At 45.2% G+C, this 21609-nt stretch carries 21 protein-coding genes, 1 tRNA gene and 1 riboswitch; of the genes, 11 read left to right on the top strand and 11 right to left on the bottom strand.

The annotated features are described in order from the left end of the window. Window positions 1-6: 6 nt before the first annotated feature. Window positions 7-927, bottom strand: coding sequence for an oligopeptide ABC transporter permease OppB (gene oppB / locus Q0852_RS03150; protein WP_299013667.1), 921 nt, complete (start codon window positions 925-927; stop codon window positions 7-9). A gap of 115 nt (window positions 928-1042) precedes the next feature. Beyond that, on the bottom strand, window positions 1043-2674 hold the full coding sequence (locus Q0852_RS03145) for an ABC transporter substrate-binding protein (RefSeq protein WP_299013665.1): 1632 nt from the start codon (window positions 2672-2674) through the stop codon (window positions 1043-1045). 57 nt (window positions 2675-2731) lie between these two features. Between Q0852_RS03145 and Q0852_RS03140 the strand changes: the two genes are divergently transcribed. After that, window positions 2732-2920, top strand: coding sequence for a hypothetical protein (locus Q0852_RS03140; RefSeq protein ID WP_299013663.1), 189 nt, complete (start codon window positions 2732-2734; stop codon window positions 2918-2920). Between the two features lie 213 nt (window positions 2921-3133). Here the strand turns inward: Q0852_RS03140 and Q0852_RS03135 are convergent, their stop codons facing one another. The 6 genes from Q0852_RS03135 to moaA form a co-directional block, all read right to left on the bottom strand. Beyond that, the gene (locus tag Q0852_RS03135) at window positions 3134-3310 is read right to left on the bottom strand and encodes a hypothetical protein (RefSeq protein WP_299013661.1); all 177 of its coding nucleotides are present in this window, start codon (window positions 3308-3310) and stop codon (window positions 3134-3136) included. 668 nt (window positions 3311-3978) lie between these two features. Then, window positions 3979-4515: a hypothetical protein gene (locus Q0852_RS03130; protein ID WP_299013659.1), complete on the bottom strand. Its 537-nt coding sequence runs from the start codon at window positions 4513-4515 to the stop codon at window positions 3979-3981. 549 nt (window positions 4516-5064) lie between these two features. Then, complete coding sequence (moaE, locus tag Q0852_RS03125; RefSeq protein ID WP_299013657.1) at window positions 5065-5514, bottom strand: molybdopterin synthase catalytic subunit MoaE; 450 nt, start codon at window positions 5512-5514, stop codon at window positions 5065-5067. 3 nt (window positions 5515-5517) lie between these two features. Then, window positions 5518-5763 (bottom strand): molybdopterin synthase sulfur carrier subunit, encoded by a 246-nt coding sequence (gene moaD / locus Q0852_RS03120; RefSeq protein ID WP_299013655.1) that lies wholly within the window; start codon window positions 5761-5763, stop codon window positions 5518-5520. Further along, on the bottom strand, window positions 5760-6239 hold the full coding sequence (gene moaC, locus Q0852_RS03115) for a cyclic pyranopterin monophosphate synthase MoaC (protein WP_299013654.1): 480 nt from the start codon (window positions 6237-6239) through the stop codon (window positions 5760-5762). Before moaC ends, moaD begins: the two co-directional genes overlap by 4 nt. A 128-nt stretch (window positions 6240-6367) precedes the next feature. Further along, window positions 6368-7357 carry a GTP 3',8-cyclase MoaA gene (gene moaA, locus Q0852_RS03110; protein WP_299013652.1) on the bottom strand — a complete coding sequence of 330 codons (990 nt, stop codon included), beginning with the start codon at window positions 7355-7357 and terminating at the stop codon, window positions 6368-6370. Further along, a riboswitch (molybdenum cofactor riboswitch) is annotated at window positions 7346-7498 on the bottom strand. (Overlaps the previous gene by 12 nt.) A 181-nt stretch (window positions 7499-7679) precedes the next feature. Between moaA and Q0852_RS03105 the strand changes: the two genes are divergently transcribed. From Q0852_RS03105 to yvcK, 3 genes are all read left to right on the top strand, one after another. Then, window positions 7680-7907, top strand: coding sequence for a hypothetical protein (locus Q0852_RS03105; protein WP_299013650.1), 228 nt, complete (start codon window positions 7680-7682; stop codon window positions 7905-7907). A gap of 172 nt (window positions 7908-8079) precedes the next feature. After that, window positions 8080-8655: an LON peptidase substrate-binding domain-containing protein gene (locus tag Q0852_RS03100; protein ID WP_299013648.1), complete on the top strand. Its 576-nt coding sequence runs from the start codon at window positions 8080-8082 to the stop codon at window positions 8653-8655. A gap of 184 nt (window positions 8656-8839) precedes the next feature. After that, window positions 8840-9739, top strand: coding sequence for a uridine diphosphate-N-acetylglucosamine-binding protein YvcK (yvcK, locus tag Q0852_RS03095; RefSeq protein WP_299013646.1), 900 nt, complete (start codon window positions 8840-8842; stop codon window positions 9737-9739). Here the strand turns inward: yvcK and Q0852_RS03090 are convergent. From Q0852_RS03090 to uvrB, 3 genes are all read right to left on the bottom strand, one after another. Next, on the bottom strand, window positions 9701-10060 hold the full coding sequence (locus Q0852_RS03090; protein WP_299013644.1) for an Hpt domain-containing protein: 360 nt from the start codon (window positions 10058-10060) through the stop codon (window positions 9701-9703). The two genes, yvcK and Q0852_RS03090, sit on opposite strands and share 39 nt — an antisense overlap. Further along, window positions 10061-11524 (bottom strand): quorum-sensing sigma-54 dependent transcriptional regulator LuxO, encoded by a 1464-nt coding sequence (gene luxO, locus Q0852_RS03085; protein WP_299013642.1) that lies wholly within the window; start codon window positions 11522-11524, stop codon window positions 10061-10063. A gap of 444 nt (window positions 11525-11968) precedes the next feature. Then, on the bottom strand, window positions 11969-13987 hold the full coding sequence (gene uvrB / locus Q0852_RS03080; RefSeq protein WP_299013640.1) for an excinuclease ABC subunit UvrB: 2019 nt from the start codon (window positions 13985-13987) through the stop codon (window positions 11969-11971). A gap of 839 nt (window positions 13988-14826) precedes the next feature. Here uvrB and Q0852_RS03075 point away from each other — a divergent pair. The 7 genes from Q0852_RS03075 to Q0852_RS03045 all read left to right on the top strand — a co-directional run bounded on the left by Q0852_RS03075 (window position 14827) and on the right by Q0852_RS03045 (window position 21390). Continuing rightward, window positions 14827-14902 (top strand) — tRNA-Asn (locus Q0852_RS03075). 290 nt (window positions 14903-15192) lie between these two features. After that, window positions 15193-15774 carry an electron transport complex subunit RsxA gene (rsxA, locus tag Q0852_RS03070; RefSeq protein ID WP_299013639.1) on the top strand — a complete coding sequence of 194 codons (582 nt, stop codon included), beginning with the start codon at window positions 15193-15195 and terminating at the stop codon, window positions 15772-15774. A gap of 1 nt (window position 15775) precedes the next feature. Next, the gene (gene rsxB / locus Q0852_RS03065; protein ID WP_299013638.1) at window positions 15776-16357 is read left to right on the top strand and encodes an electron transport complex subunit RsxB; all 582 of its coding nucleotides are present in this window, start codon (window positions 15776-15778) and stop codon (window positions 16355-16357) included. 2 nt (window positions 16358-16359) lie between these two features. After that, window positions 16360-18999 carry an electron transport complex subunit RsxC gene (rsxC, locus tag Q0852_RS03060; protein ID WP_299013637.1) on the top strand — a complete coding sequence of 880 codons (2640 nt, stop codon included), beginning with the start codon at window positions 16360-16362 and terminating at the stop codon, window positions 18997-18999. A 2-nt stretch (window positions 19000-19001) separates the two neighbouring features. Next, complete coding sequence (gene rsxD / locus Q0852_RS03055; RefSeq protein ID WP_299013636.1) at window positions 19002-20048, top strand: electron transport complex subunit RsxD; 1047 nt, start codon at window positions 19002-19004, stop codon at window positions 20046-20048. An 11-nt stretch (window positions 20049-20059) separates the two neighbouring features. Continuing rightward, the gene (gene rsxG, locus Q0852_RS03050; protein WP_299013635.1) at window positions 20060-20695 is read left to right on the top strand and encodes an electron transport complex subunit RsxG; all 636 of its coding nucleotides are present in this window, start codon (window positions 20060-20062) and stop codon (window positions 20693-20695) included. Further along, window positions 20692-21390 (top strand): electron transport complex subunit E, encoded by a 699-nt coding sequence (locus tag Q0852_RS03045; protein WP_299013634.1) that lies wholly within the window; start codon window positions 20692-20694, stop codon window positions 21388-21390. The genes rsxG and Q0852_RS03045 overlap by 4 nt, the downstream gene beginning before the upstream one ends. The last annotated feature ends 219 nt before the right edge of the window (window positions 21391-21609 follow it).

Below are 21609 nucleotides of genomic sequence, written 5' to 3'. Positions count from 1 at the left end.
GGCCCCCTAGTAGCGAATTTTCGGATCAATGTATGCCAATACGATATCCACAACCGCATTAAACATAATCGTCAACGTACCGATAAGAATTGTGATACCAAGAACCAACGAGTAATCACGGTTAAAAGCTGCATTTACAAACAGCTTACCGATCCCTGGCAGACCAAAAATCGTTTCGATAACTACCGAACCGGTAATAATACCGACGAATGCCGGCCCCATATAAGATACAACAGGAAGCAACGCCGGCTTTAGCGCATGCTTGATGATAATGTAGGAATAGCTTAACCCTTTCGCTCGCGCGGTTCGGATAAAGTTACTATTAAGGGTTTCAATCATGCTGCCACGGGTAATACGGGCAAAGGTCGCTACATACAGCAGTGACATGCCACACATAGGCAATAGCATGTACTTCATTGAACCATCATTCCAGCCGCCTGCTGGCAACCAGCCAAGGTTGATCGAGAAAATATAAATCAGTACCGGCGCCAGGACAAAAGAGGGCATCACCACCCCCGCCATGGCCGTGGACATTATCGTATAGTCTATCCAGCTATTTTGCTTCAAGGCAGCAATGGTTCCGACCGTCACCCCCATAACCAGAGCAAATATGAAGGCAAAGAAACCAATCTTAGCCGAAACCGGTAATGCTTTAGATACCAGTTCGTTTACCGTGAAATCTTTGTATTTGAATGACGGGCCAAAATCCCCCTGAAGAATGTTACCCAGGTAGGTTGTGTATTGATCGAAAACCGGCTTATCCAACCCATATTTGGCTTCGATATTTGCCATTACTTCTGGCGGTAGCGGACGTTCGCTAGAAAATGGATTACCTGGAGCGAAACGCATCAGGAAAAAGGAAATTGTGATTAATACCAACAAAGTCGGTATTGCTTCAAAAATCCGTTTTGCGATGAATTTAATCATAAACTACACCGTTTATTTCAGTCTGTGACAGTTAGGGAAATTGCAGTATCAAAAGATACAAACAACCAGCACTGCCCCTTCCAAGGAGCAGCGCTTGATTTTTTCTTGCTGCTTCTTAGTCAGCTATGATGTATAGGTCTTTACTGAAGATATTATCTTCAGGATTTTTCTCTGGATAACCACCAAGTTTTGGATTTACAAGACGTGCATTAACATAGTGGTAAATAGGCATGATTGGCATATCTTTCGACAATTGCGCTTCAGCACCTTTATATGCCGTAGAGCGATCGCTGTCAGCAGTTGCAGCTAAAGCTTTATCTAACAGGCCATCATATGACTTGCTGTCATACTTAGGATAGTTCTGAGAGTGGCCGGAACGCATTATAGCCAGGAATGTAGACGCCTCATTATAGTCTCCACACCAACCCGCACGCGAAACGTCAAAGTTACCCTGACGCTTGCTATCTAGGTAGCTCTTCCACTCTTGGTTCTCAAGCACCGCAGTAACTCCCAGTGATTTTTTCCACATAGACGCAATAGCTACAGCAATTTTCTTGTGGTTTTCACTGGTGTTGTAAAGCAAATCAAACTTCAGAGGGTTACTTGAATCATAACCAGCTTCAGCAAGCAATTCTTTAGCTTTGGCTACACGTTCTTTCTGCGAAAGCTTAGCGTACCCCGGCATATCTACTTCCAAACCATTAGTCGCTAAAGGCGTGAAGTTATAGGCAGGAGTCTCACCTTTACCAACAATAAATTTAGCAATTACATCACGGTCAATGGCAAAAGACAGCGCTTTACGTACTTTTTCATTATCAAATGGTGCCTTCTGAGTATTAAACTCATAGTAATATGAGCATAAATACGGTGTAACTTTCACGTCTGCAGGATATTCTTTGACCAAACGCTTAAAGTGCTCATTTGGCATTTCATAGGTCACATCAACTTCACCGGCCAAGAAACGGTTCATTTCCGCAACTTGGTTTTCGATTGGCAAATAAGTCACCTTATTTAAAACAGTTTTATCATTATCCCAGTAGGTTTCACTGCGGGTAAGGACAATACGTTCGTTAACTACCCACTTGTCCAGTTTAAAAGCACCGTTGCCCACATAATTTTTAGGGCTGGTCCACTTATCACCTAACTTTTGAATAACATTTTTGTTCACCGGCTTCAGCGAAGTGTGCACAGTCATTGATACAAAGTATGGAACCGGTTTTTCAAGAGTAACTTTCAAAGTGTGCTTATCAACCGCCTCAACACCTAAGGTATCAGGGCTTTTCTTACCTGTGATGATGTCACCTGCATTCTGCATGGTTGTCATTTCAAGGTAAGAAGCGTAAGGAGAGCCCGTTTTAGGATCAGCTAAGCGTTGCCAGGTATAAACGAAGTCACTGGCGACAACAGGATCGCCATTAGACCACTTAGCATTTTTTCTTAGATGAAAGATCCAAGTTTTGTTGTCTTTAGTTTCCCAGGATTCAGCAACACCACCGACTAATTGGCCGTTACTGTCTTGGTTTACAAGACCTTCTAACAGATCACGAATAACATTTGATTCAGGAACACCTGAAACTTTCTGAGGATCCAAAGATTCTACTTCTGTACCGTTACCACGAACCATTTCCTGTTTCGCTGCCAGCTTTACGCCAGCCGGTACATCTGCAGCAAGAGAAGTGAATGAGGTCGCCACTACGGCCATACCCGCACTAAGCAAAAGCGCCTGAGTAATCTTGTTCTTATGCATGCATTAACTCCAATACATTATCGATACGTCCATGACGTTCTTCAGCTGGCGCATAAAATGGCAGCAATTTTTGCATCATTTATCCTAAACGACACAAAGCAAACCGAAGAATTGGTCAAAACATTATCAGGCATTGAAGCAATTTACCACAAACTGATTACAAAAAGTGATAATATGCTTAATATCACCCATAAAGCCAAAAGAAATTACTGGATGAGCATTTGGTTGCAGTTCAATCTGTTATAAAAACTACAGCACAAAGTAATTTCCGCCAAAAAAGCCAAGAATTCTCATTTATTGAACAAAAAATTGTGACAATAGTCATTCTACCAGCACAAACAACCCACCTTTGGTAACAAAACAGCAAAGAACCAGCAACCTTGGATTTGAACGCTGTGTGATGACATAAAAAAAGCGTCCTACAAGGACGCTTTAAACAAAGATGAACAACTATGACGACTACTTATTTTCGTCATCAAGTTTGAAACCCGGAGAAGACCCACCTGTATCTTGTTGTTTTTTCTCTACTAATGGCTGTTCTACATCAGTATTAAGAGCTTCATCAAACAATCCGTCGTGATTGATTTCACCCATCATCTGCTTAATTCTTTTATTCGACACACGCTTGTGTTTCATGGAACCCTCCGATGTTAACCGTCGTAACACTCATTTCATTAGAGCTTATTGCACCCATATTTGTACAAATTTTATTACAGCAACCCTAATCGAATAAATATCCTGATTTGGAAAATCAAATAGTCTTTTCAAGTCAGATTTTAAATATGGCACAAAAGCTAAAAGTGCGCCTGTTGCACACAACTTAATAACAAAAGCGAATAAAAAAAACACTGATAGACTAACTTTTCACATGGACTCTTTAAGCCCATTTTCAAGTACCTATAACAAACCAATAACGTTACTATTTTCACTGTTGAATGGAGCCTAGTTGAAGAAAAACGCATCAACAATTTAGGCTACCCGTTCAATATTCCGTTCCGTTCTATCTTGAGAGTTGAAAATGAGACCAGCAGGTTATTTCCCTCATCCAAGTTCCTCCCGTGTACGTCATGGCTATGTGCCACCAGCACGCAAAGCCAAAGACAATGAAAACAACACTAAATAAAGTGCATTCATAGCTTAAAGTACACCTCATAGCCCCTGATTAAGGGGCTATTTTTGAGCTTGAATTCAAACCATTATGAGAGAACTCAACACAACTTATGCCTGATTAATATGCCATTAAAAGTAAAGAGGCAGCCAAGTTGGCTGCCTCTCCGGTTATCTGCTGTATTAGGACTGATCTTTTAGTGAAGCGCTATCTTAACTAACCATATCTCATGCTCATCTTTTACATAAGCATCTTGCTCAACCAAATTCTTTAAATAACCCAGACGATGGTGCCCTTCCAGCAAGTTATAAGGTGCCTGAAGTACCCGGCCGTTTGTTGCGTAAAGATCCCGTTCACAATGCAATACGATTGGGGCTACCGGCCAAGAGCCATGTTCCTGCATGTTTTGCACCAACCAGCTGCGCTGGAAAATCGGATTCTTCATCCGTTGAGCAAACTTGGTAACTACATCGTCATGCGGGGTTTTTATCTTGCTGATAATATCTTCAGTACTCCAGCGTTGCTTAGTAAACGACATAGCCTGAAAATCCAACCATCCCCAGTTACACAGCACCCCTTTCCAATGACGATAAACCCATTGTTCCAAAACTTCCTCAGGAAAGTGAGGCAACATTTCTACTGCCTTTTCACGCCATTGTTCCCAAGGCTCACAATTCCTACCACCAAAGCCGTCTGGTGCAATTTCGTAGAGTAACCGATCACTCCGAATCATAACGACACTCCTTTAATCCAAATAACGCCAAACCAATAACCATTCACTTACAGTGGCTATTTATGCTTACAATTTAAACCTAACACAGCACCGTATGAAAAAATACCCGAATAACCATGAAAGATTATTCGCCAGCTTCTAAACACCTTGTTATTGGAAAAGATTTAAGCTGAAAAAAGGCGATATAAGTGCGTTTAAATTTTTTTCTACGATGGAGGTGGTTAATAAAAATCCATTTCATCAAAATCGACTGAAATGATGAGATATGCATTTACATCAAACTACGAGGCTAAAAGACTAATACCAATCGGGATAAGTAAGTGTTCAGATAATTGCACAGGGAAAATCACCTAGAACAAGGAAGAATTTGCAGTAACTAGTGGTGCTAAATAAAAAAATTCTGACGCCGTAATAGATGATTTTAACCAGCAAGAATGATCAAATACTTATGCTGATTGGTATAAACAATGAGATATGAAAAAAGAGGAGGGCTAAATAGAAACAGGCGGAGATAATCGTACCCCCGCCTACAAAGAAAAGTATGAATGCCTAGTTTTGCTTCCAGCGGTCGGCTGCGCTTGTGTCAGTCTCGCGAGCATCAACCCAACGGGATTCCTCAGGCGTTTGCTCCTTTTTCCAGAACGGCGCGCGAGTTTTCAAATAGTCCATAATGAATTCACATGCCTGGAACGCAGCACCACGGTGTGCACTGGTAACGCCAACAAATACAATCTGATCGCCCAGCGACAAATCGCCAACACGGTGAATGACCCGCATTTTTAGCAATGGCCACCGTTCCCGAGCCTGCTCAACAATCTCAGCCAATGATTTTTCTGTCATTCCCGGGTAGTGTTCCAGAGATAGACCAGTCACTGCATCACCCTGGTTAAAATCGCGAACCTTACCGACAAAAGTGACAACTGCGCCGGCATCAGTCCCTTCTGCAAGCTTTTCATACTCATTAGCAACAGAGAAATCTTCAAACTGTACTGAAATCATAAATCAGCCCCCAGTCACTGGCGGGAAGAAAGCAATTTCATCGCCATCCTTTATACTGCTCTCCAGCGAACAGATTGTCTGGTTAATCGCCACCAGCAACTTACCAGGCTCCATTGCCAACTGCCACTTATCACCGCGCTCGCTCAAGTGAGCGCGAAGAGCTTCAGCGGTATCGAACTCGGCGCTAACTTCAAGTTGATCGACACCAACCAGCTCTTTAACCTGTGCAAAGAAAAGTACGTTAATCATGCTTCAACCTTAAAATGACCTGACTTACCACCCGTTTTCTCAAGCAATCGAACCTGATCGATTACCATATCTTTCTGGACGGCCTTACACATATCATAAATCGTAAGAGCAGCAACCGACGCCGCAGTCAGCGCTTCCATCTCAACACCAGTTTTACCCGCGAGCTTACAACAAGATTCAATACGAACCTTATTTTCGGCCTCAATCGCTTCCAGCTGAACCTCAACCTTAGACAACAGCAACGGATGACACAGCGGGATCAAATCCCACGTTTTTTTCGCCGCCTGAATACCGGCAATACGCGCGGTTGCGAAAACATCACCTTTGTGATGCTGCCCCGACACGATTAGCGCCAAGGTCTCAGGAGCCATATGAACAAACGCTTCCGCTCGTGCTTCGCGAACTGTTTCCGACTTACCGGAAACATCAACCATGTTTGCTTCACCTGAAGCATTGATATGTGTGAATTGATTCATTTTATTATTTCCTGAGGTGAGGCATGGAATTAAACAAACGCCGGCCTGCTTCCTCAACTCCCAAAACTTGAATTTGAATGTGAGTAACCGCAAAGAGCAGCTTTCAACTGCTCCTTGCGGTGAATGTTCTATCCGCCGATTGAAGCAAGATGAGGAGTCATACCCGTGTTGCCTGCATCAAGGAAATGACTAACAGCCTTTTCCTGCAAGCCGCCCTGGATACGCTTTATTAGCGCCATACGTTGGTCATCAGACTCAAGCAGATCACGCAGATCCACACCATGGTCACCAAACAGGCAAAGGTGCAGTTTACCCTTGGCCGAAATCCGCAGACGATTACAGCTTTGGCAGAAATTCTTTTCGTAAGGCATGATCAAGCCAATTTCACCCTTATAGTCAGGGTGGCAGAAAACCTGGGCCGGGCCATCATTGTCACTTCTGACTTTCAGCCCCCAACCATTGGCAATCAGGTAATTACGGATGCTCACACCGGAAACATGATGGCGGTTAAACAGCTCATCCATTTCTCCGGTCTGCATCAATTCAATAAAGCGTAGCTGAATCGGACGCGTCTTTATCCAGTCAAGAAACTTAGGCAGCTCTTGAGAATTAAGATCTTTAAGAAGGACCGTATTGATTTTCACCTGTTCGAAACCGGCATCGAATGCCGCATCGATACCAGACATCACCTGATGAAACATGTTCTCACCGGTGATCTGATGAAACATCTTAGGATCCAGGCTATCAACACTGACATTGATATTGGTAAGGCCAGCCTCACGCCATTCTTTGACATGCTTAGCCATACGATAACCATTGGTCGTCGTTGCAACCTTACTAACTCCCGGCTGGGAAGCTACGGTACGGATAATGTCTGTAAAATCACGACGTAAACTTGGCTCACCCCCAGTAATACGCACTTTCGACGTACCACATTCGGCAAAGGCTGCTGTTACCCTCTCGATTTCATCAAGAGTCAAAAAAGAGGGCTTCTGCTTCTCTTCTGGCTTATAGCCATCTGGCAAGCAGTATGTACATTTGAAGTTACAAACATCAGTAACTGAAAGTCGCAAGTAATAAAACTTGCGATGAAAACTATCTTCGAATTGATTCGCCACGGAACACCTTTCCAAACACGGGAGGCCGATGCATTTCTTTATCGACCCTGGTGACAACATGTCACTGGCTATATTCACCTATTGTCATCCCAAACACCCAGGCTGCAACTTAGTGGATAAAGCTCGGAGTTATGGCAGCTATGCTCAGCACCTGATATGGGGGCTGAATACATAACGGCTTACTGGTTATAAAGTATCAGATAAATTGCCTTATTGACAATTCTCTGAAAAAAAACGTTGCGCATTCTACCTTTCACAGTAATTCACGACAATACTACTAGAGAGGATATTGCAAAAAATTCCTATAAATAGTGAGGTAATTATGTCCAATATTATCGAATCAGCAACAATTGATGATATTGCGCTCTATTTACAGCGCGAGGAAGGGCTGGACGCCAAACATGCCCACGAAGAGGCCAAGAGAGTTATAAATGGATTCCAGGACATGATGGCTAAAGGTCTCATCAAAGGTTGGTACTTTGACGAACAAAGCCACCTTGAGTTACTACCAAGCGACAATGCCTTAAAAATCATCGCCAACCAAAAATAATTTGCAAATTACCAATGCAAAATGCAGTTAACCTTTGCAATATGCAAAAACTTGCATTGCATTTTTACGTCAACACCACTCCTTTTAAGTGATAGCACGCGGTATGAATTTTCGGCATTACATTTGCAGTGTCTATTTTACCAGACACAAATAACGACAGTTGGAGCCGATTATGAAACAGTCCATACCGCTACTTTTTCAACATCGCCACGTTTTGCCTGGTGGAAGAATGCCGATCCGTGTCGCCCCTGGCGAACAAATGGAGGTATTCAAAAATGCCCTGACATCGAGTGAAGGTTTTGGTGTCTGTATGTTTGATGATGCTGAACAAGATAAACATTTCTTTCACATTGGTACTCGTGTAACTATTGAAGATTTTGATACCTCAGCACAGGATGGCTCACTGATTGTGACTGTTCATGGCCATGAAAATTTCCGTATCCATACACTTGAACAGAATGATGAAGGATTTCTGTTCGCAGACTACGAATCCATTCCGGTATGGCCCGAAGTCGAAATCAAAAACGATCAGCAGGTTCTGGCTGAAAAGCTCAAGCAGATGTTTCACAAGCATCCAGAACTCAATGAGCTAAACCAACATAAACAGTTCAACAACCTCAGTTGGCTATGCCAGCGCTGGTTAGAAATATTGCCGGTACCAGCATGTGAAAAACAAGCGCTAATTAATACGCCTAACTGCATGGATACCTACGACTATTTAATGAGCATTATGCAAAAACCTCATTAACAGCTTATCGTATTTATACACACTGTCGTTTTCACCTTCCGCTTTATTCTGGAAGGTGTTTTTATTTTATTAACAATATAAAATCAGACCAGTAATAATTCTTGCTATGGAATAGTTTGTAATCGTCAAAAAGATTTGGTTACACTTACGGTTTAAATTAACCCACCAGCACCTCTAAACGGTTATGACTTCAACAACTCATCTCGGTAATGCTAGCATCGTCGCCATCGGCGGTGGACATGGCCTTGGCCGAATTCTCTCCGCACTGTCAGCGTATGGTTCACAGGTTACTGGCATTGTCACTACAACTGACAATGGCGGCTCCACCGGTCGTATTCGTGCATGCCAAGGTGGTATTGCCTGGGGTGACACGCGAAACTGTATTAATCAGCTAATCACTGAGCCGTCCATCGGTTCAATGATTTTTGAATACCGTTTCCGTGGAAATGGCGAACTAGGTGGCCATAACCTTGGCAACTTAATGCTAAAAGCCCTAGATAACCTCTCAATCCGTCCATTGGATGCCATTAATCTGATCCGCGATATGCTCAAGGTCAACACCCATATTGTCCCGATGTCTGAACATCCTGCAGATCTGGCAGCCATGACAGCCGAAGGCAATATAATCAGTGGTGAAACCAGCGTCGATGAGCTCAATGATATCCCTCAACGCCTGTACGTCGAACCAGCAGTACCGGCGACAAAAGAAGCAATTACAGCAATTGAAGATGCTGATTTAATTCTGCTTGGGCCTGGAAGCTTTTTAACCAGCGTTATGCCGCCGCTGTTGCTGAAAGAAATGGGAATGGCGTTAAAAAACAGCAAAGCCAAAGTAATCTTTGTGACTAATCTGGACTTTGAAAATGGTCCGGCGGGAATGATGTCACTCGAAACTATGCTGCACTGGTGTGAAAGAGCTATGGAAGGACGCCACCTGGATGGCATCCTCACTGACCGACACCACCCTGATTTACCGGTTCGATATCAACAGATCATCGAAAATTTGGCTTCCAGTAATCATGAATGGCGCCATGACCGGGATAAGTTAAAGCATGCGATTGATAAGCTCATCATTACTTGCTAGTTGCTTATATTCAACAGCCATCCCATGCACCATCTGCCTAAATTCAGGCAGGTGGTCATTCATCCACTGATCTTGTCCCTGCTTCATACGAGATTCGCACTCTTGTGCCATTTCCGCCAATTCATCAGCCCCAAAGCTCGCCGCGCTGCTTTTGATAGCATGGCTGATTTCTCTAACCTGACTGACTGAAGGTTGATCAGATAATTGGCGTAAGTACTGCTCCAGCTCATCGCTGAATACATTTAGCAACAAAGTCACAGTTTCCTCACCAACTTCTTCAGCCAAGCGCTTAATGGTTCCTGCGTTAATACTCATAACCATTTATTCAATCTCCCTGTCACTACCTGCCGCTTCCTGCCAGGCTTGTAATTTTCTGTATATGGTCGATGGGCTGACTTCCAATAAGCCCGCGGCACGCGGAATGTTACCGTCACACGCATCAATTGCCGCTTGGATTGCACGCTTTTCTACAATCCAAAGTGGTTCTATCTGCGATTTATCGATAGGTTGATGTTGAGAAAGTCCGACTTGAACACTCGGACTTTTTTGCGGTTCCACAGTTAACCTCTCCGATGATGCAATTTCGACGCCAACTCCATTAATGGGTGGCGGCACCATTTGCAAGGTTACTTCTTCACCTGAATTAAGGACCACAATATTACGAATTACATTCTGCAGCTCACGAACATTACCTTGCCAATTGTACCGCTGGAACAGATTTGTCACCTCGGGTGAAAAGCGACTAAAATTCTTTCCTTCCTCAACCGACATCAACGCCAACAAGGCATGCGCGATTTCAATAACATCCTCACCACGATCCCTTAGTGGGGGGAGTGCAATGGGAATGACATGTAATCGGTAATACAAATCTTCCCGGAAACGACCTTCCTGTACTTCTAACCATGGGTTACGGTTCGTTGCACAGACAAAGCGAACATCAACTTTATTGGTTTTTGATGAACCAACCTTCTGGTAAGTCCCCGTCTGAATAAAGCGAAGTAACTTACTTTGCAGATCCAAATCCATTTCACACAGTTCATCAAGGAACAGGGTACCGTTGTTTGCAAGCTCAACCGCCCCTTGCCGCTCAGTTGAAGCTCCGGTAAACGCCCCTTTCACATGCCCGAACAGTTCACTCTCAATCAACTCCTTCGGAATAGCAGCACAATTGAGCGCAACAAAAGGCTGACCATTGCGTGGGCTGGCAGCATGAATTGCTTCTGCACATACTTCTTTACCGGTCCCGCTTTCGCCAGTGATAAATACCGTCGCCTTACTGGCTGCCGCAGACTCAATCACCCGGTACACAGCCTGCATCGGTAAACTATTACCAATAAAGCCCTGATACTGTGGCGCCCCTGCTTGGCTAGACTTATTACCGTCCTCAACCGTCTTCGCTTCCTGTTTCAAGGCATTATTAACAGTGATGCGAAGGCGATCAGCCTCACAAGGCTTGATTAGAAAATCCTGCGCTCCCTGACGCATGGCCTCAACGGCGACATCAATTGACCCATGGGCGGTCATCATTACAACAGGAATATTGCCATGATCATGACGAACCGACTCTAAGACTTCCATCCCTATCATGTCTGGCAGGCGGAGATCCAGCAAAATCAAATCAGGTGTCGTTGTTTTTACAAACTCAAGCGCTTCAGTCCCCGTACCAACAATACTGACTGATAATCCAAGAGGGTTTAGGTAAGATTTGTACAATGCCGCGACTGAAGCGGTATCTTCAACCATGAGTACTTTTCGTTGGTTTGGTTGGTTTGCTTTGCTTTCCATTGCCCCTCCTAAGCCCATGTCCCTTAACTAATTGTAATCAACTAAAGAAAAACTGTTATGAGAAAATTCATTTATATTTTCCCATTATGAATCGCATATTGATTTGCAAAATGCAAATAACTGCCATGTTGAAATAAAAAAGTATGACAATTTAGTCGCCAAATGGAGCAAAAAAGTACAATTCCAATAAATTTAAAAGTTGGCACGATGTCTGCAATATATGTTTCGACTCTTTCCTGAGAGTCAACCTAGCCAACTGACGTTGTTTGTGGAATATTTTCACTTAAACAATGACGCCAACCGAAACTCTTATCGGTTGGCTTTTTTTTTACCCGCGAGAAGCCCTACCTTCGCGTTTTATAGAGTCAAACCATTTTGCAGCATTCGAACCTGCTTCCTACCCTATGGTTACTTCCACCTTCATCCGGAAGCCATACTTCCGCACTAACTATTTACAATAAACTGTTCGCGCATTGAATGGATCTTATCTCGAATTTCAGCCGCTCTTTCAAACTCAAGATTCTGAGCTAAATCATACATTTCTGATTCAAGCTTCTGAATTTCAGTTTCCAGTTGCTGGGGTGACAGCGTTATATAAGTACCTTTTTGCTCTGCGACCTTATGAAGCTGAGCGGCTTTATTCACTTTACGACCAGACTGGCCAAGCTCCATAATATCGGCCACTGCCTTATTCAAGGCTTGCGGGACAATACCATTCTGCTCATTATAGGCATGTTGTTTTTCTCGACGACGATTCGTCTCATTGATCGCACGTTCCATTGAACCGGTAATTTTATCCGCATACAAAATCGCCCTTCCCTCAAGGTTACGTGCCGCACGACCTATGGTCTGTATCAAAGAACGCTCAGAACGAAGAAAACCTTCTTTATCCGCATCCAAAATTGCGACCAGAGAGACTTCTGGCATATCCAGGCCCTCTCGCAACAAGTTAATCCCGACGAGAACATCAAACTCACCAAGACGCAAATCACGAATGATTTCAACCCGCTCGACCGTATCAATATCAGAGTGAAGATAACGAACCCTTACCCCGTGTTCATCAAGGTATTCTGTTAAGTCCTCAGCCATTCGCTTAGTCAGCGTTGTTACCAGTACCCGCTCACCTTTAGCCTCACGAATACGGATTTCAGACAACAGATCATCGACCTGAGTCGTTACCGGGCGAACTTCAATTTGTGGATCAAGAAGGCCTGTCGGGCGCACCACTTGCTCTGCAATATCGCCCACCGATTGCTCAACCTCATAGGTGCCGGGCGTTGCCGAAACATATACCGTCTGCGGCGCCAGTGCTTCAAACTCTTCAAACTTCAGCGGGCGGTTATCCAATGCAGAAGGAAGACGGAAGCCGTACTCCACCAAGTTCTCCTTCCTCGACCTATCACCGCGGTACATCGCACCAATTTGCGAAACGGTGACATGAGATTCATCGATAATTAGCAGACCATCTGCTGGTAGATAATCAAACAATGTCGGAGGCGGCTCACCCTCTGTACGGCCGCTCAGATAACGGGAGTAGTTTTCGATACCAGAGCAAAAGCCGAGTTCATTCATCATCTCGATATCAAATTGTGTCCGCTGGGCAATCCGCTGCTCCTCGACCAGCTTATTGTTGTCCATCAACTGCTTTCTCCGAGTAACCAGCTCTTCCTTAATCAAGTCAATTGCTTCGAGGATGCGTTCTCTCGGTGTAACATAGTGGGTTTTCGGGTAAATCGTACAACGGGGAATATCTCGCTGGTGAATGGCTCCAGTTAACGGGTCAAAAGTACTAATACAGTCGACTTCATCATCAAAAAGCTCGATACGTACCGCATCTTTTTCAGATTCAGCAGGAAATATATCAATCACTTCACCACGCACCCGGAATGTTCCTCGCTCAAAGGCAACATCATTGCGGGTATACTGCAACTCAGCCAGACGACGTAAAATATCACGTTGATCGAGCATGTCACCGCGACGAACATGCAGCATCATCTTAAGGTAGGAATCAGGGTCACCCAGACCATAAATAGCGGACACAGAAGCAATGATAATAACATCCCGTCGCTCCATCAGAGCTTTGGTCGCCGACAAACGCATTTGTTCAATATGCGCATTAACAGACGCATCCTTTTCAATAAAGGTGTCCGTTGTAGGGACGTATGCCTCCGGCTGATAATAGTCATAGTAAGAGACAAAATACTCCACGGCATTATCAGGAAAGAACTCCTTCATTTCACCGTAGAGCTGCGCAGCCAACGTTTTATTCGGAGCCAGAATCAACGTCGGTCTGTTTGCTTCAGCAATGACATTGGCCACAGTAAAAGTTTTACCAGACCCCGTCACCCCTAGCAGCGTCTGGTGAGCTAGCCCCGCATCCAACCCATCCAGTAGCTGAGTAATCGCTGTAGGCTGATCCCCTGAAGGGGCAAACTGAGAAGATAATTTAAAGGATTTACTCATGCAGACATTCCGTAAGTAAGGAGCAGGACTTTATAGAGCATTTTGCTATTATGGCTCGGCTTGTCAACAAACGAGCAACCAAGATATTAAGTAGGCCTAAGGTCGACTAAGCACTGCGGATAAGACTTGTCTGAGAATGCAGCATTTCAAATGCTTCCATATCCAGACTTTTACATTCAGATTTATTCACCCGATCAATAAAAGAACAAAAATACCAAGCTTAGTTTGACCTATATCTTGCGTGGGCGTATTATCACCGCCCACGAACACAATCTCACTTGTTCAGTGATTCATCAGACGAAACATTCCCGTCGAACATAATTCCTCTCTGCCATAAAAATCAAGAGAAATCATCCACAGCTTTTCCAATTGTTAATTCCTTTCAATTCACAAGTAAATAAAGACTGAATTGTTTTAAAGCAATTATTCTAATTGATTCATATTTTTCCGGTATCACATTTCTATTCCGCTTAAGAACAGATATTTATGTACCGCCACGAAAGCGCGCAAAGAACAACCAGATCGCCACATGTTCAAGCGAAACCTGATTTTCCAAACATCCATCAACATGGTTATCCACAGTTTCCGTGGATAACTAAGCTCAAGCCTTATTACATCGGGGCTACGTGAAATCAAGACTTTTTTCACTCCATTTTTGAAATTATGTTTTGCTAAATTTGTGGTCGCTTTCTTTTTTATTCTGCCTATAGACCCAACTCAAGACTGCGCTAAGATAACAATCAAAGCAGCCTTTACCACCAGAGCTTCAACAAAAACGATTCCCTTGCAGACCGTTGACTCTCTGCAAAAGAGTGGATAGTATCGCTGGTACAGACAATTCCCCCTTAGTTCAGTCGGTAGAACGGCGGACTGTTAATCCGTATGTCGCTGGTTCAAGTCCAGCAGGGGGAGCCAATTTCGAAGCCTCGTCATCGACGGGGCTTTTTAGTACCTGTTTGTTAACATTTCGCGCTAATTGTCGCTGGCAGGCAGATGGCCGCCCCGTCCAAGTCCCTCTCCTTCCCCTAACATTTGATCATTAAACGTATTCTTTCCGTTAAAAAAATAGATTGGCTGATGAAAACAGTTTGCTGTAACTGACGAAAAGCACAGCAATCTTGAAAAACCCTGCTTATGAGGAGTTGTTATAGGCCGGACAAAGGAAGATAATATGCAGATCTCTAGCAAAATATAATTAAGACGGTATGACTGAATACCTACTACTACTCGTAGGTACAGTGTTGGTTAACAACTTTGTACTGGTAAAATTTTTAGGCCTTTGCCCATTTATGGGGGTGTCTAAAAAACTGGAAACAGCAATTGGTATGGGTTTGGCAACAACGTTTGTTCTTACTCTGGCGTCGGTGTGTGCTTACCTTGTCGAAGCCTATATTCTTATACCTCTTGGCATTCAATATCTACGAACGCTCAGCTTTATCCTGGTGATTGCTGTCGTTGTTCAATTTACCGAAATGGTTGTCCATAAGACCAGCCCGACGCTTTATCGCCTGTTGGGTATCTTCCTGCCACTAATCACGACCAACTGTGCGGTACTGGGTGTTGCCCTACTCAACATCAACGAACGTCACAATTTCATCGAGTCCGTGATTTACGGCTTTGGCGCAGCTATCGGTTTTTCTTTGGTACTGGTTCTATTTGCCTCTATGCGTGAGCGTATTGCAGCCGCAGATGTACCGGGGCCTTTCAAAGGAGCATCTATCGCAATGATCACCGCTGGCCTTATGTCTCTTGCCTTCATGGGCTTTACTGGATTGGTGAAACTATAAGATGAGCGGAATCTTAATTGCAGTCACGGCTATCGCAGTCCTTGCCGCGATTTTCGGTCTACTTCTAGGCTTTGCCTCTATTCGTTTCAAAGTCGAAGCAGATCCAATTGTCGAGCAAATTGATGCCATCCTGCCACAAACCCAGTGTGGTCAGTGCGGTTACCCAGGTTGCCGACCTTACGCTGAAGCCATTGCCAACGGTGATGACATCAATAAGTGTCCTCCAGGCGGACAGGCAACCATTGAAAAACTGGCCGATTTAATGGGTGTGGAAGTTCAGGATTCAGCCCACGATGAAACGAAAGGCATCAAAAAAGTTGCCTTTATTCATGAAGATATGTGTATCGGCTGTACCAAGTGTATTCAGGCATGTCCTGTTGACGCAATCGTCGGCGGCACCAAAGCCCTACATACCGTTATTAAAGACGAATGTACTGGTTGCGATCTCTGTGTATCGCCTTGCCCGACCGAATGTATCGAAATGGTACCGGTGGAAATGACTCCAGAAAACTGGAAGTGGAACTTAAACCAGATCCCTGTCGTGAATATTCCAACTGATACGAGCGCCAACAAGGTAGAGTAACCATGCTGTCAATAATCGAACAAATTAAACAGGGTCAGCTATGGGACTTCCCGGGCGGGATTCATCCACCAGAGCAGAAAACCCTATCCAGCCAATCTGAGATCGCAGAAGCACTGTTGCCAAAGGAGCTGGTTCTGCCGTTGAAGCAGCACATCGGCGCTGTCGGCGATGTACTGGTTTCCGCTGGCGACAAAGTCCATAAAGGTCAGGTGCTGACTCATGCAGATGTTGCAATGAGCGTCCCTGTACACGCACCTACATCCGGTACTGTTAAGGCTATCGCCCCCCATACCATTGCCCACCCTTCGGGCTTGGCGGATATGTGTATTATTATCGAACCAGACGGTAATGATCACTGGGGTGAAAAGACACCAATTGCCGACTATCACCAAACTGAGCCATCAGATCTGATTGATCACATTCGTCTACACGGCATTTCCGGTATGGGCGGCGCAGGGTTCCCAGCAGGTCGAAAACTTCAAAGTGGCCTTGGTAAAACCGAAATCCTGATCATCAATGCTGCAGAGTGTGAACCTTATATTACCGCCGATGATCGGCTAATGCAGGATTACGCCCGCGACGTGGTTGAAGGTATTCGTATACTAAACCATATTCTCAAGCCGAAGCTAAGCATTATCGGTATTGAAGATAACAAGCCAGAAGCAATTGAGGCACTTCAACGCTGCATATCTGAAGATGACGGTATTATTATTCGTGCAATCCCGACCAAATACCCGTCGGGTGGTGAAAAACAGCTCATCAAGGTACTTACTGACCAAGAAGTGCCAGCCAAAGGCATTCCAGCCGATATTGGCATTATGATGCATAACGTTGGTACCACTTATGCGATAAAGCGCGCTGTAGTTGACGGCGAACCATTAATTCAACGAGTAGTAACCGTAACCGGAAAAACATTCAAGCAACCGGGTAATACCTGGGCACTGTTAGGTACACCGGTCAACTTCCTGCTTGAACGCTTCGGTTACAAGGCAGATAAGAAACTGCCTCGCGTGATCATGGGCGGCCCAATGATGGGCTTTACCCTACCCCACTGTGATGTACCTATCACCAAAATTTCTAACTGTATTCTGGCACCGACTCGCAAGGAGATTTCTCCTGCACATAAGGAAATGTCATGCATCCGCTGCTCATCTTGTGCCGATGCCTGCCCAGTTTCTTTGCTTCCACAACAGCTTCAGTGGTATGCAAAAGATAAAGACTATGCAAAATGTGAAGAGTACAACCTGTTTGATTGTATCGAATGTGGAGCCTGTGCATACGTCTGCCCAAGCGAAATTCCGTTAGTTCAATACTATCGTCAGGCCAAAGCTGAAATCCGTACCCGTCAGCAAGATGAACTAAATGCAGAACGAGCTAAACAGCGTTTCGAAGCGAAAAATGCACGTCTGGAGCGAGACAAAGCAGAACGCGAAAACCGCTTCAAAAAAGCAGCTGATGATCGCCGTAAAGAAATGGCAGCCACTGGTGGTGATGATGCAGTTGCAGCAGCAATTGCACGAGTTAAAGCCAAACAAGCAGCCGCCAGCAGCGATACAGATAAGAAACCAGCTGTAGCCGCTGCAATTGCTCGAGCTAAGGCAAAACAAGCTGAAGCGAAAACAGGGGCTAATGGTGAATTACAGCCAGATAACTCTGAAATGGCGAAACTACGTGAAGAACGTAAGCGTCAGGCCCGTGAGCGCAAAGCGACTAAAGAAACCGAAAGTTCAGTAGTTACCGTTGTACCAGAGTCAACAGGCGATGCGAAAAAAGACGCAGTAGCTGCTGCAATTGCCCGCGCCAAAGCCCGTAAAGCTGCACAGAGCGATAAAGTTGAAACTGCTGCTCCAGAAACCGCTGAAGTAACCGAATCTAAAAATGCAGATCCGAAGAAAGCTGCCGTGGCTGCTGCTATCGCCCGCGCCAAAGCCCGTAAAGCGGCGCAGAGTGATGAAGCTGAAACTACAGCTCCAGAAGCTGCTGAAGTAACCAAATCTAAAGATGTAGATCCGAAGAAAGCTGCCGTGGCTGCTGCTATCGCCCGCGCCAAAGCCCGAAAAGCTGCACAGAGCGATGAAGTTGAAACTGCTGCTCCAGAAGCCACTGAAGTAACCGAATCTAAAGATGTAGATCCGAAGAAGGCTGCTGTGACTGCTGCAATTGCCCGCGCTAAAACCCGTAAAGCGGAAAAAGAAGCGGAGGCTGAATCTGTCGCCATTCCTGTAAATGCTGCACCTGAAACTACACCCGAAGTCGAAACAGAAGAAGCTGAAACTGTAGATCCGAAGAAGGCCGCGGTTGCTGCCGCAATTGCCCGAGCTAAAGCTCGTAAGGCTGCCAAAGAGGCATTGCAAACCCAAGCGGACACAACCGAAACCGGAACAAGCACTATTACCGATTCCATTGATGAAGTCGACCCTAAAAAAGCAGCCGTAGCTGCTGCAGTTGCTCGCGCCAAGGCGCGAAAAGCAGCAAAAAAAACGTTACAAAATCAGGTTACTCCAACTGAAAACGTAACAAGCACTATCGTCGACTCTATAGATGAAGTTGATCCGAAAAAGGCCGCCGTTGCAGCAGCGGTTGCCCGCGCCAAGGCGCGAAAAGCAGCAAAAGATGCACAACAGAATAACGAGGAAAACTAATCGTGGCTTTTAATATTGCCAGCTCACCCCATACTCACAGCCGTCGCAGTACCAGCGATATAATGCGAACTGTGATCCTTTGTTCGGCTCTTGGCATTGCCGCACAGTGGTTCTTCTTTGGCTGGGGTGTTGTCATTCAAGTCCTACTGGCATCTGTCACCGCGGTTGCTTCTGAAGCTGCGGTAATGAAATTTCGTAACCGTCCGTCGCTCCCTTACCTAAGGGATAACAGTGCACTGCTTACAGGCGTATTGCTTGGTATTTCCATACCGCCTCTAGCTCCTTGGTGGATCACGGTGATCGGCGTAATCTTCGCAATCGTGATCGCCAAACACTTGTACGGTGGCCTAGGGCAAAACCTGTTCAACCCGGCAATGGTTGCCTATGTGGTTCTGCTGATCTCCTTCCCTGTGCAAATGACAACCTGGCTACCACCGTCATCACTGGCGGCATCACCAGTTTCACTGATTGATAGCCTGTACGCCATTTTCACTGGCTTTACCCAGGACGGTTACAGTGCCCACCAGCTAAGGGCATCTATTGACGGTGTTACGATGGCAACACCGCTCGATACCTTAAAAACCTCTTTGACTACCGGCCACACAACTACCGAGATCCTTTTAAATCCGGTATTTGGTGTTATTGCCGGTGTCGGTTGGGAATGGATTAACATCGGCTTCCTATTAGGTGGTCTGGCTATGCTTAAAATGCGCATTATCCAGTGGCACATCCCTGTCGGTATGTTGGGTACACTCTTTGTTATCAGCACAATCGCTTTCATGATCAGCCCGGACGGTACAGCTTCACCAATTATTCACATGTTCTCTGGTGCGACCATGTTAGGTGCTTTCTTTATTGCTACCGATCCGGTATCGGCTTCAACAACCGTTAAGGGTCGACTGATTTTTGGCGCGCTGATTGGCCTACTGGTGTATATGATCCGAACCTGGGGCGGTTTCCCTGATGGTGTTGCCTTCAGCGTCCTGCTTGCGAATATGTGTGTTCCGCTAATCGACTACTACACACGCCCTCGAACTTACGGCTACTGATAGGAGCAAGCATGCTAAATGCAATGAAGAAAAACGGCGGTGTGCTGGCTATTTTTGCCCTACTAGCAACATCGCTGGTATCCGTTACGCACCTGCTGACGGAAGACCGAATTCAGGAACAACAGCAAAAAGAGCTGCTAAAAGTTTTGAACCAGGTGATCCCTGCAGACAGCCACGATAATGAGATTTATAAAAGCTGCACACTTGTCACCAGCGAACAATACCTTGGAACACCAGAAGCCATGCCAGCTTATCTGGCGGAAAAGGAAGGCAAAGTTTCCGGTGTTGCTATCGAGGCAATTGCTCCGGACGGCTACAATGGAGCAATTAAACTTATTGTGGGGCTGAATACGGACGGCGTTGTTACGGGCGTTCGTATCTTGAACCACAATGAGACTCCTGGACTGGGCGATAAAATTGACACCCGAATCACGGATTGGATTTACAGTTTTACAGGTAAAAAGCTTAATGATGAAAAAGATACCAGCTGGGCGGTTCGCAAAGACGGTGGTGATTTTGACCAGTTTACCGGCGCAACAATCACTCCGCGAGCTGTTGTCGGCGCGGTAAAAAATGTGTCACTTTACTACCAGCGTCACCAGCAAAAGCTATTTAACCAACCTCTGAATTGCCAGGGTGAATCATGAGTATGAATAAAGAACTGATGAAAAATGGCCTGTGGAATAACAACCCGGCCATCGTTCAGCTACTGGGGCTATGTCCCCTGCTCGCGGTTTCCGCGACCGTAACTAACGCCCTAGGCTTGGGGATCGCTACAACCTTGGTACTGGTGAGTTCGAACCTGATTGTATCCCTGGTGCGCCAGTGGGTCCCATCGGAAGTCCGTATCCCGGTTTTTGTGATGGTCATTGCCGCACTGGTTACTTGTGTCCAGCTACTGATGAATGCCTTCACCTATGGGCTCTACCAATCACTAGGGATTTTCATTCCCCTGATTGTAACTAACTGTATCATCATTGGTCGTGCCGAGTCCTTTGCCTCTAAAAATGAACCGTTACCGGCTGTGCTGGATGGCTTATGGATGGGCTTAGGTATGACATCAGCGTTAGTCGTTCTAGGTGCAATGCGTGAAATCCTGGGTAATGGAACACTGTTTGACGGTGCAGATCGCCTGCTTGGAGATTGGGCTGCATCACTACGCATCGAAGTCTTCAGTTTCGACAGCAGCTTCTTACTGGCGATGCTGCCGCCGGGCGCCTTCATCGGTGTTGGCTTTATGATCGCCCTGAAAAACTTCATTGATAAAAAGCGTGAACAAAAAGTCGCAGATGCTGAAACTAAGCCGGCTATCGAACGCGCTCGCGTGACCTCGGCAAACTAAAAAGAACAAACAAAATCCGCAGCTGACCATATCAAAACAGGCTGCTCACCCTGTTTCTGGCCCTACACCAGAACGTGAGAAGCTGCGGAGTCAGTCAAAATAGACCTATCAGGATAAGTAAGTGTTCAGATAATTGCGTAGGAAAATCGCCAAAGACAGGGAAGAATTTACAGTAACTCGTGGTTCTAACCCAAAAAATCTAACGCGGTAAAAAGTGAT

Origin of the sequence: uncultured Photobacterium sp. (assembly GCF_947502415.1) — a bacterium.
Classification (GTDB): Bacteria; Pseudomonadota; Gammaproteobacteria; order Enterobacterales; family Vibrionaceae; genus Photobacterium.
Note: the sequence above shows the minus strand (reverse complement) of the source record. Positions and strands in the feature narration are given on the sequence as shown.

Coding starts and splice junctions, on each gene's coding strand:
- oppB (WP_299013667.1), bottom strand. CDS start 927: ATGATTAAATTCATCGCAAAACGGATTTTTGAAGCAATACCGACTTTG.
- Q0852_RS03145 (WP_299013665.1), bottom strand. CDS start 2,674: ATGCATAAGAACAAGATTACTCAGGCGCTTTTGCTTAGTGCGGGTATG.
- Q0852_RS03140 (WP_299013663.1), top strand. CDS start 2,732: ATGGCAGCAATTTTTGCATCATTTATCCTAAACGACACAAAGCAAACC.
- Q0852_RS03135 (WP_299013661.1), bottom strand. CDS start 3,310: ATGAAACACAAGCGTGTGTCGAATAAAAGAATTAAGCAGATGATGGGT.
- Q0852_RS03130 (WP_299013659.1), bottom strand. CDS start 4,515: ATGATTCGGAGTGATCGGTTACTCTACGAAATTGCACCAGACGGCTTT.
- moaE (WP_299013657.1), bottom strand. CDS start 5,514: ATGATTTCAGTACAGTTTGAAGATTTCTCTGTTGCTAATGAGTATGAA.
- moaD (WP_299013655.1), bottom strand. CDS start 5,763: ATGATTAACGTACTTTTCTTTGCACAGGTTAAAGAGCTGGTTGGTGTC.
- moaC (WP_299013654.1), bottom strand. CDS start 6,239: ATGAATCAATTCACACATATCAATGCTTCAGGTGAAGCAAACATGGTT.
- Q0852_RS03105 (WP_299013650.1), top strand. CDS start 7,680: ATGTCCAATATTATCGAATCAGCAACAATTGATGATATTGCGCTCTAT.
- Q0852_RS03100 (WP_299013648.1), top strand. CDS start 8,080: ATGAAACAGTCCATACCGCTACTTTTTCAACATCGCCACGTTTTGCCT.
- yvcK (WP_299013646.1), top strand. CDS start 8,840: ATGACTTCAACAACTCATCTCGGTAATGCTAGCATCGTCGCCATCGGC.
- Q0852_RS03090 (WP_299013644.1), bottom strand. CDS start 10,060: ATGGTTATGAGTATTAACGCAGGAACCATTAAGCGCTTGGCTGAAGAA.
- luxO (WP_299013642.1), bottom strand. CDS start 11,524: ATGGAAAGCAAAGCAAACCAACCAAACCAACGAAAAGTACTCATGGTT.
- uvrB (WP_299013640.1), bottom strand. CDS start 13,987: ATGAGTAAATCCTTTAAATTATCTTCTCAGTTTGCCCCTTCAGGGGAT.
- rsxA (WP_299013639.1), top strand. CDS start 15,193: ATGACTGAATACCTACTACTACTCGTAGGTACAGTGTTGGTTAACAAC.
- rsxB (WP_299013638.1), top strand. CDS start 15,776: ATGAGCGGAATCTTAATTGCAGTCACGGCTATCGCAGTCCTTGCCGCG.
- rsxC (WP_299013637.1), top strand. CDS start 16,360: ATGCTGTCAATAATCGAACAAATTAAACAGGGTCAGCTATGGGACTTC.
- rsxG (WP_299013635.1), top strand. CDS start 20,060: ATGCTAAATGCAATGAAGAAAAACGGCGGTGTGCTGGCTATTTTTGCC.
- Q0852_RS03045 (WP_299013634.1), top strand. CDS start 20,692: ATGAGTATGAATAAAGAACTGATGAAAAATGGCCTGTGGAATAACAAC.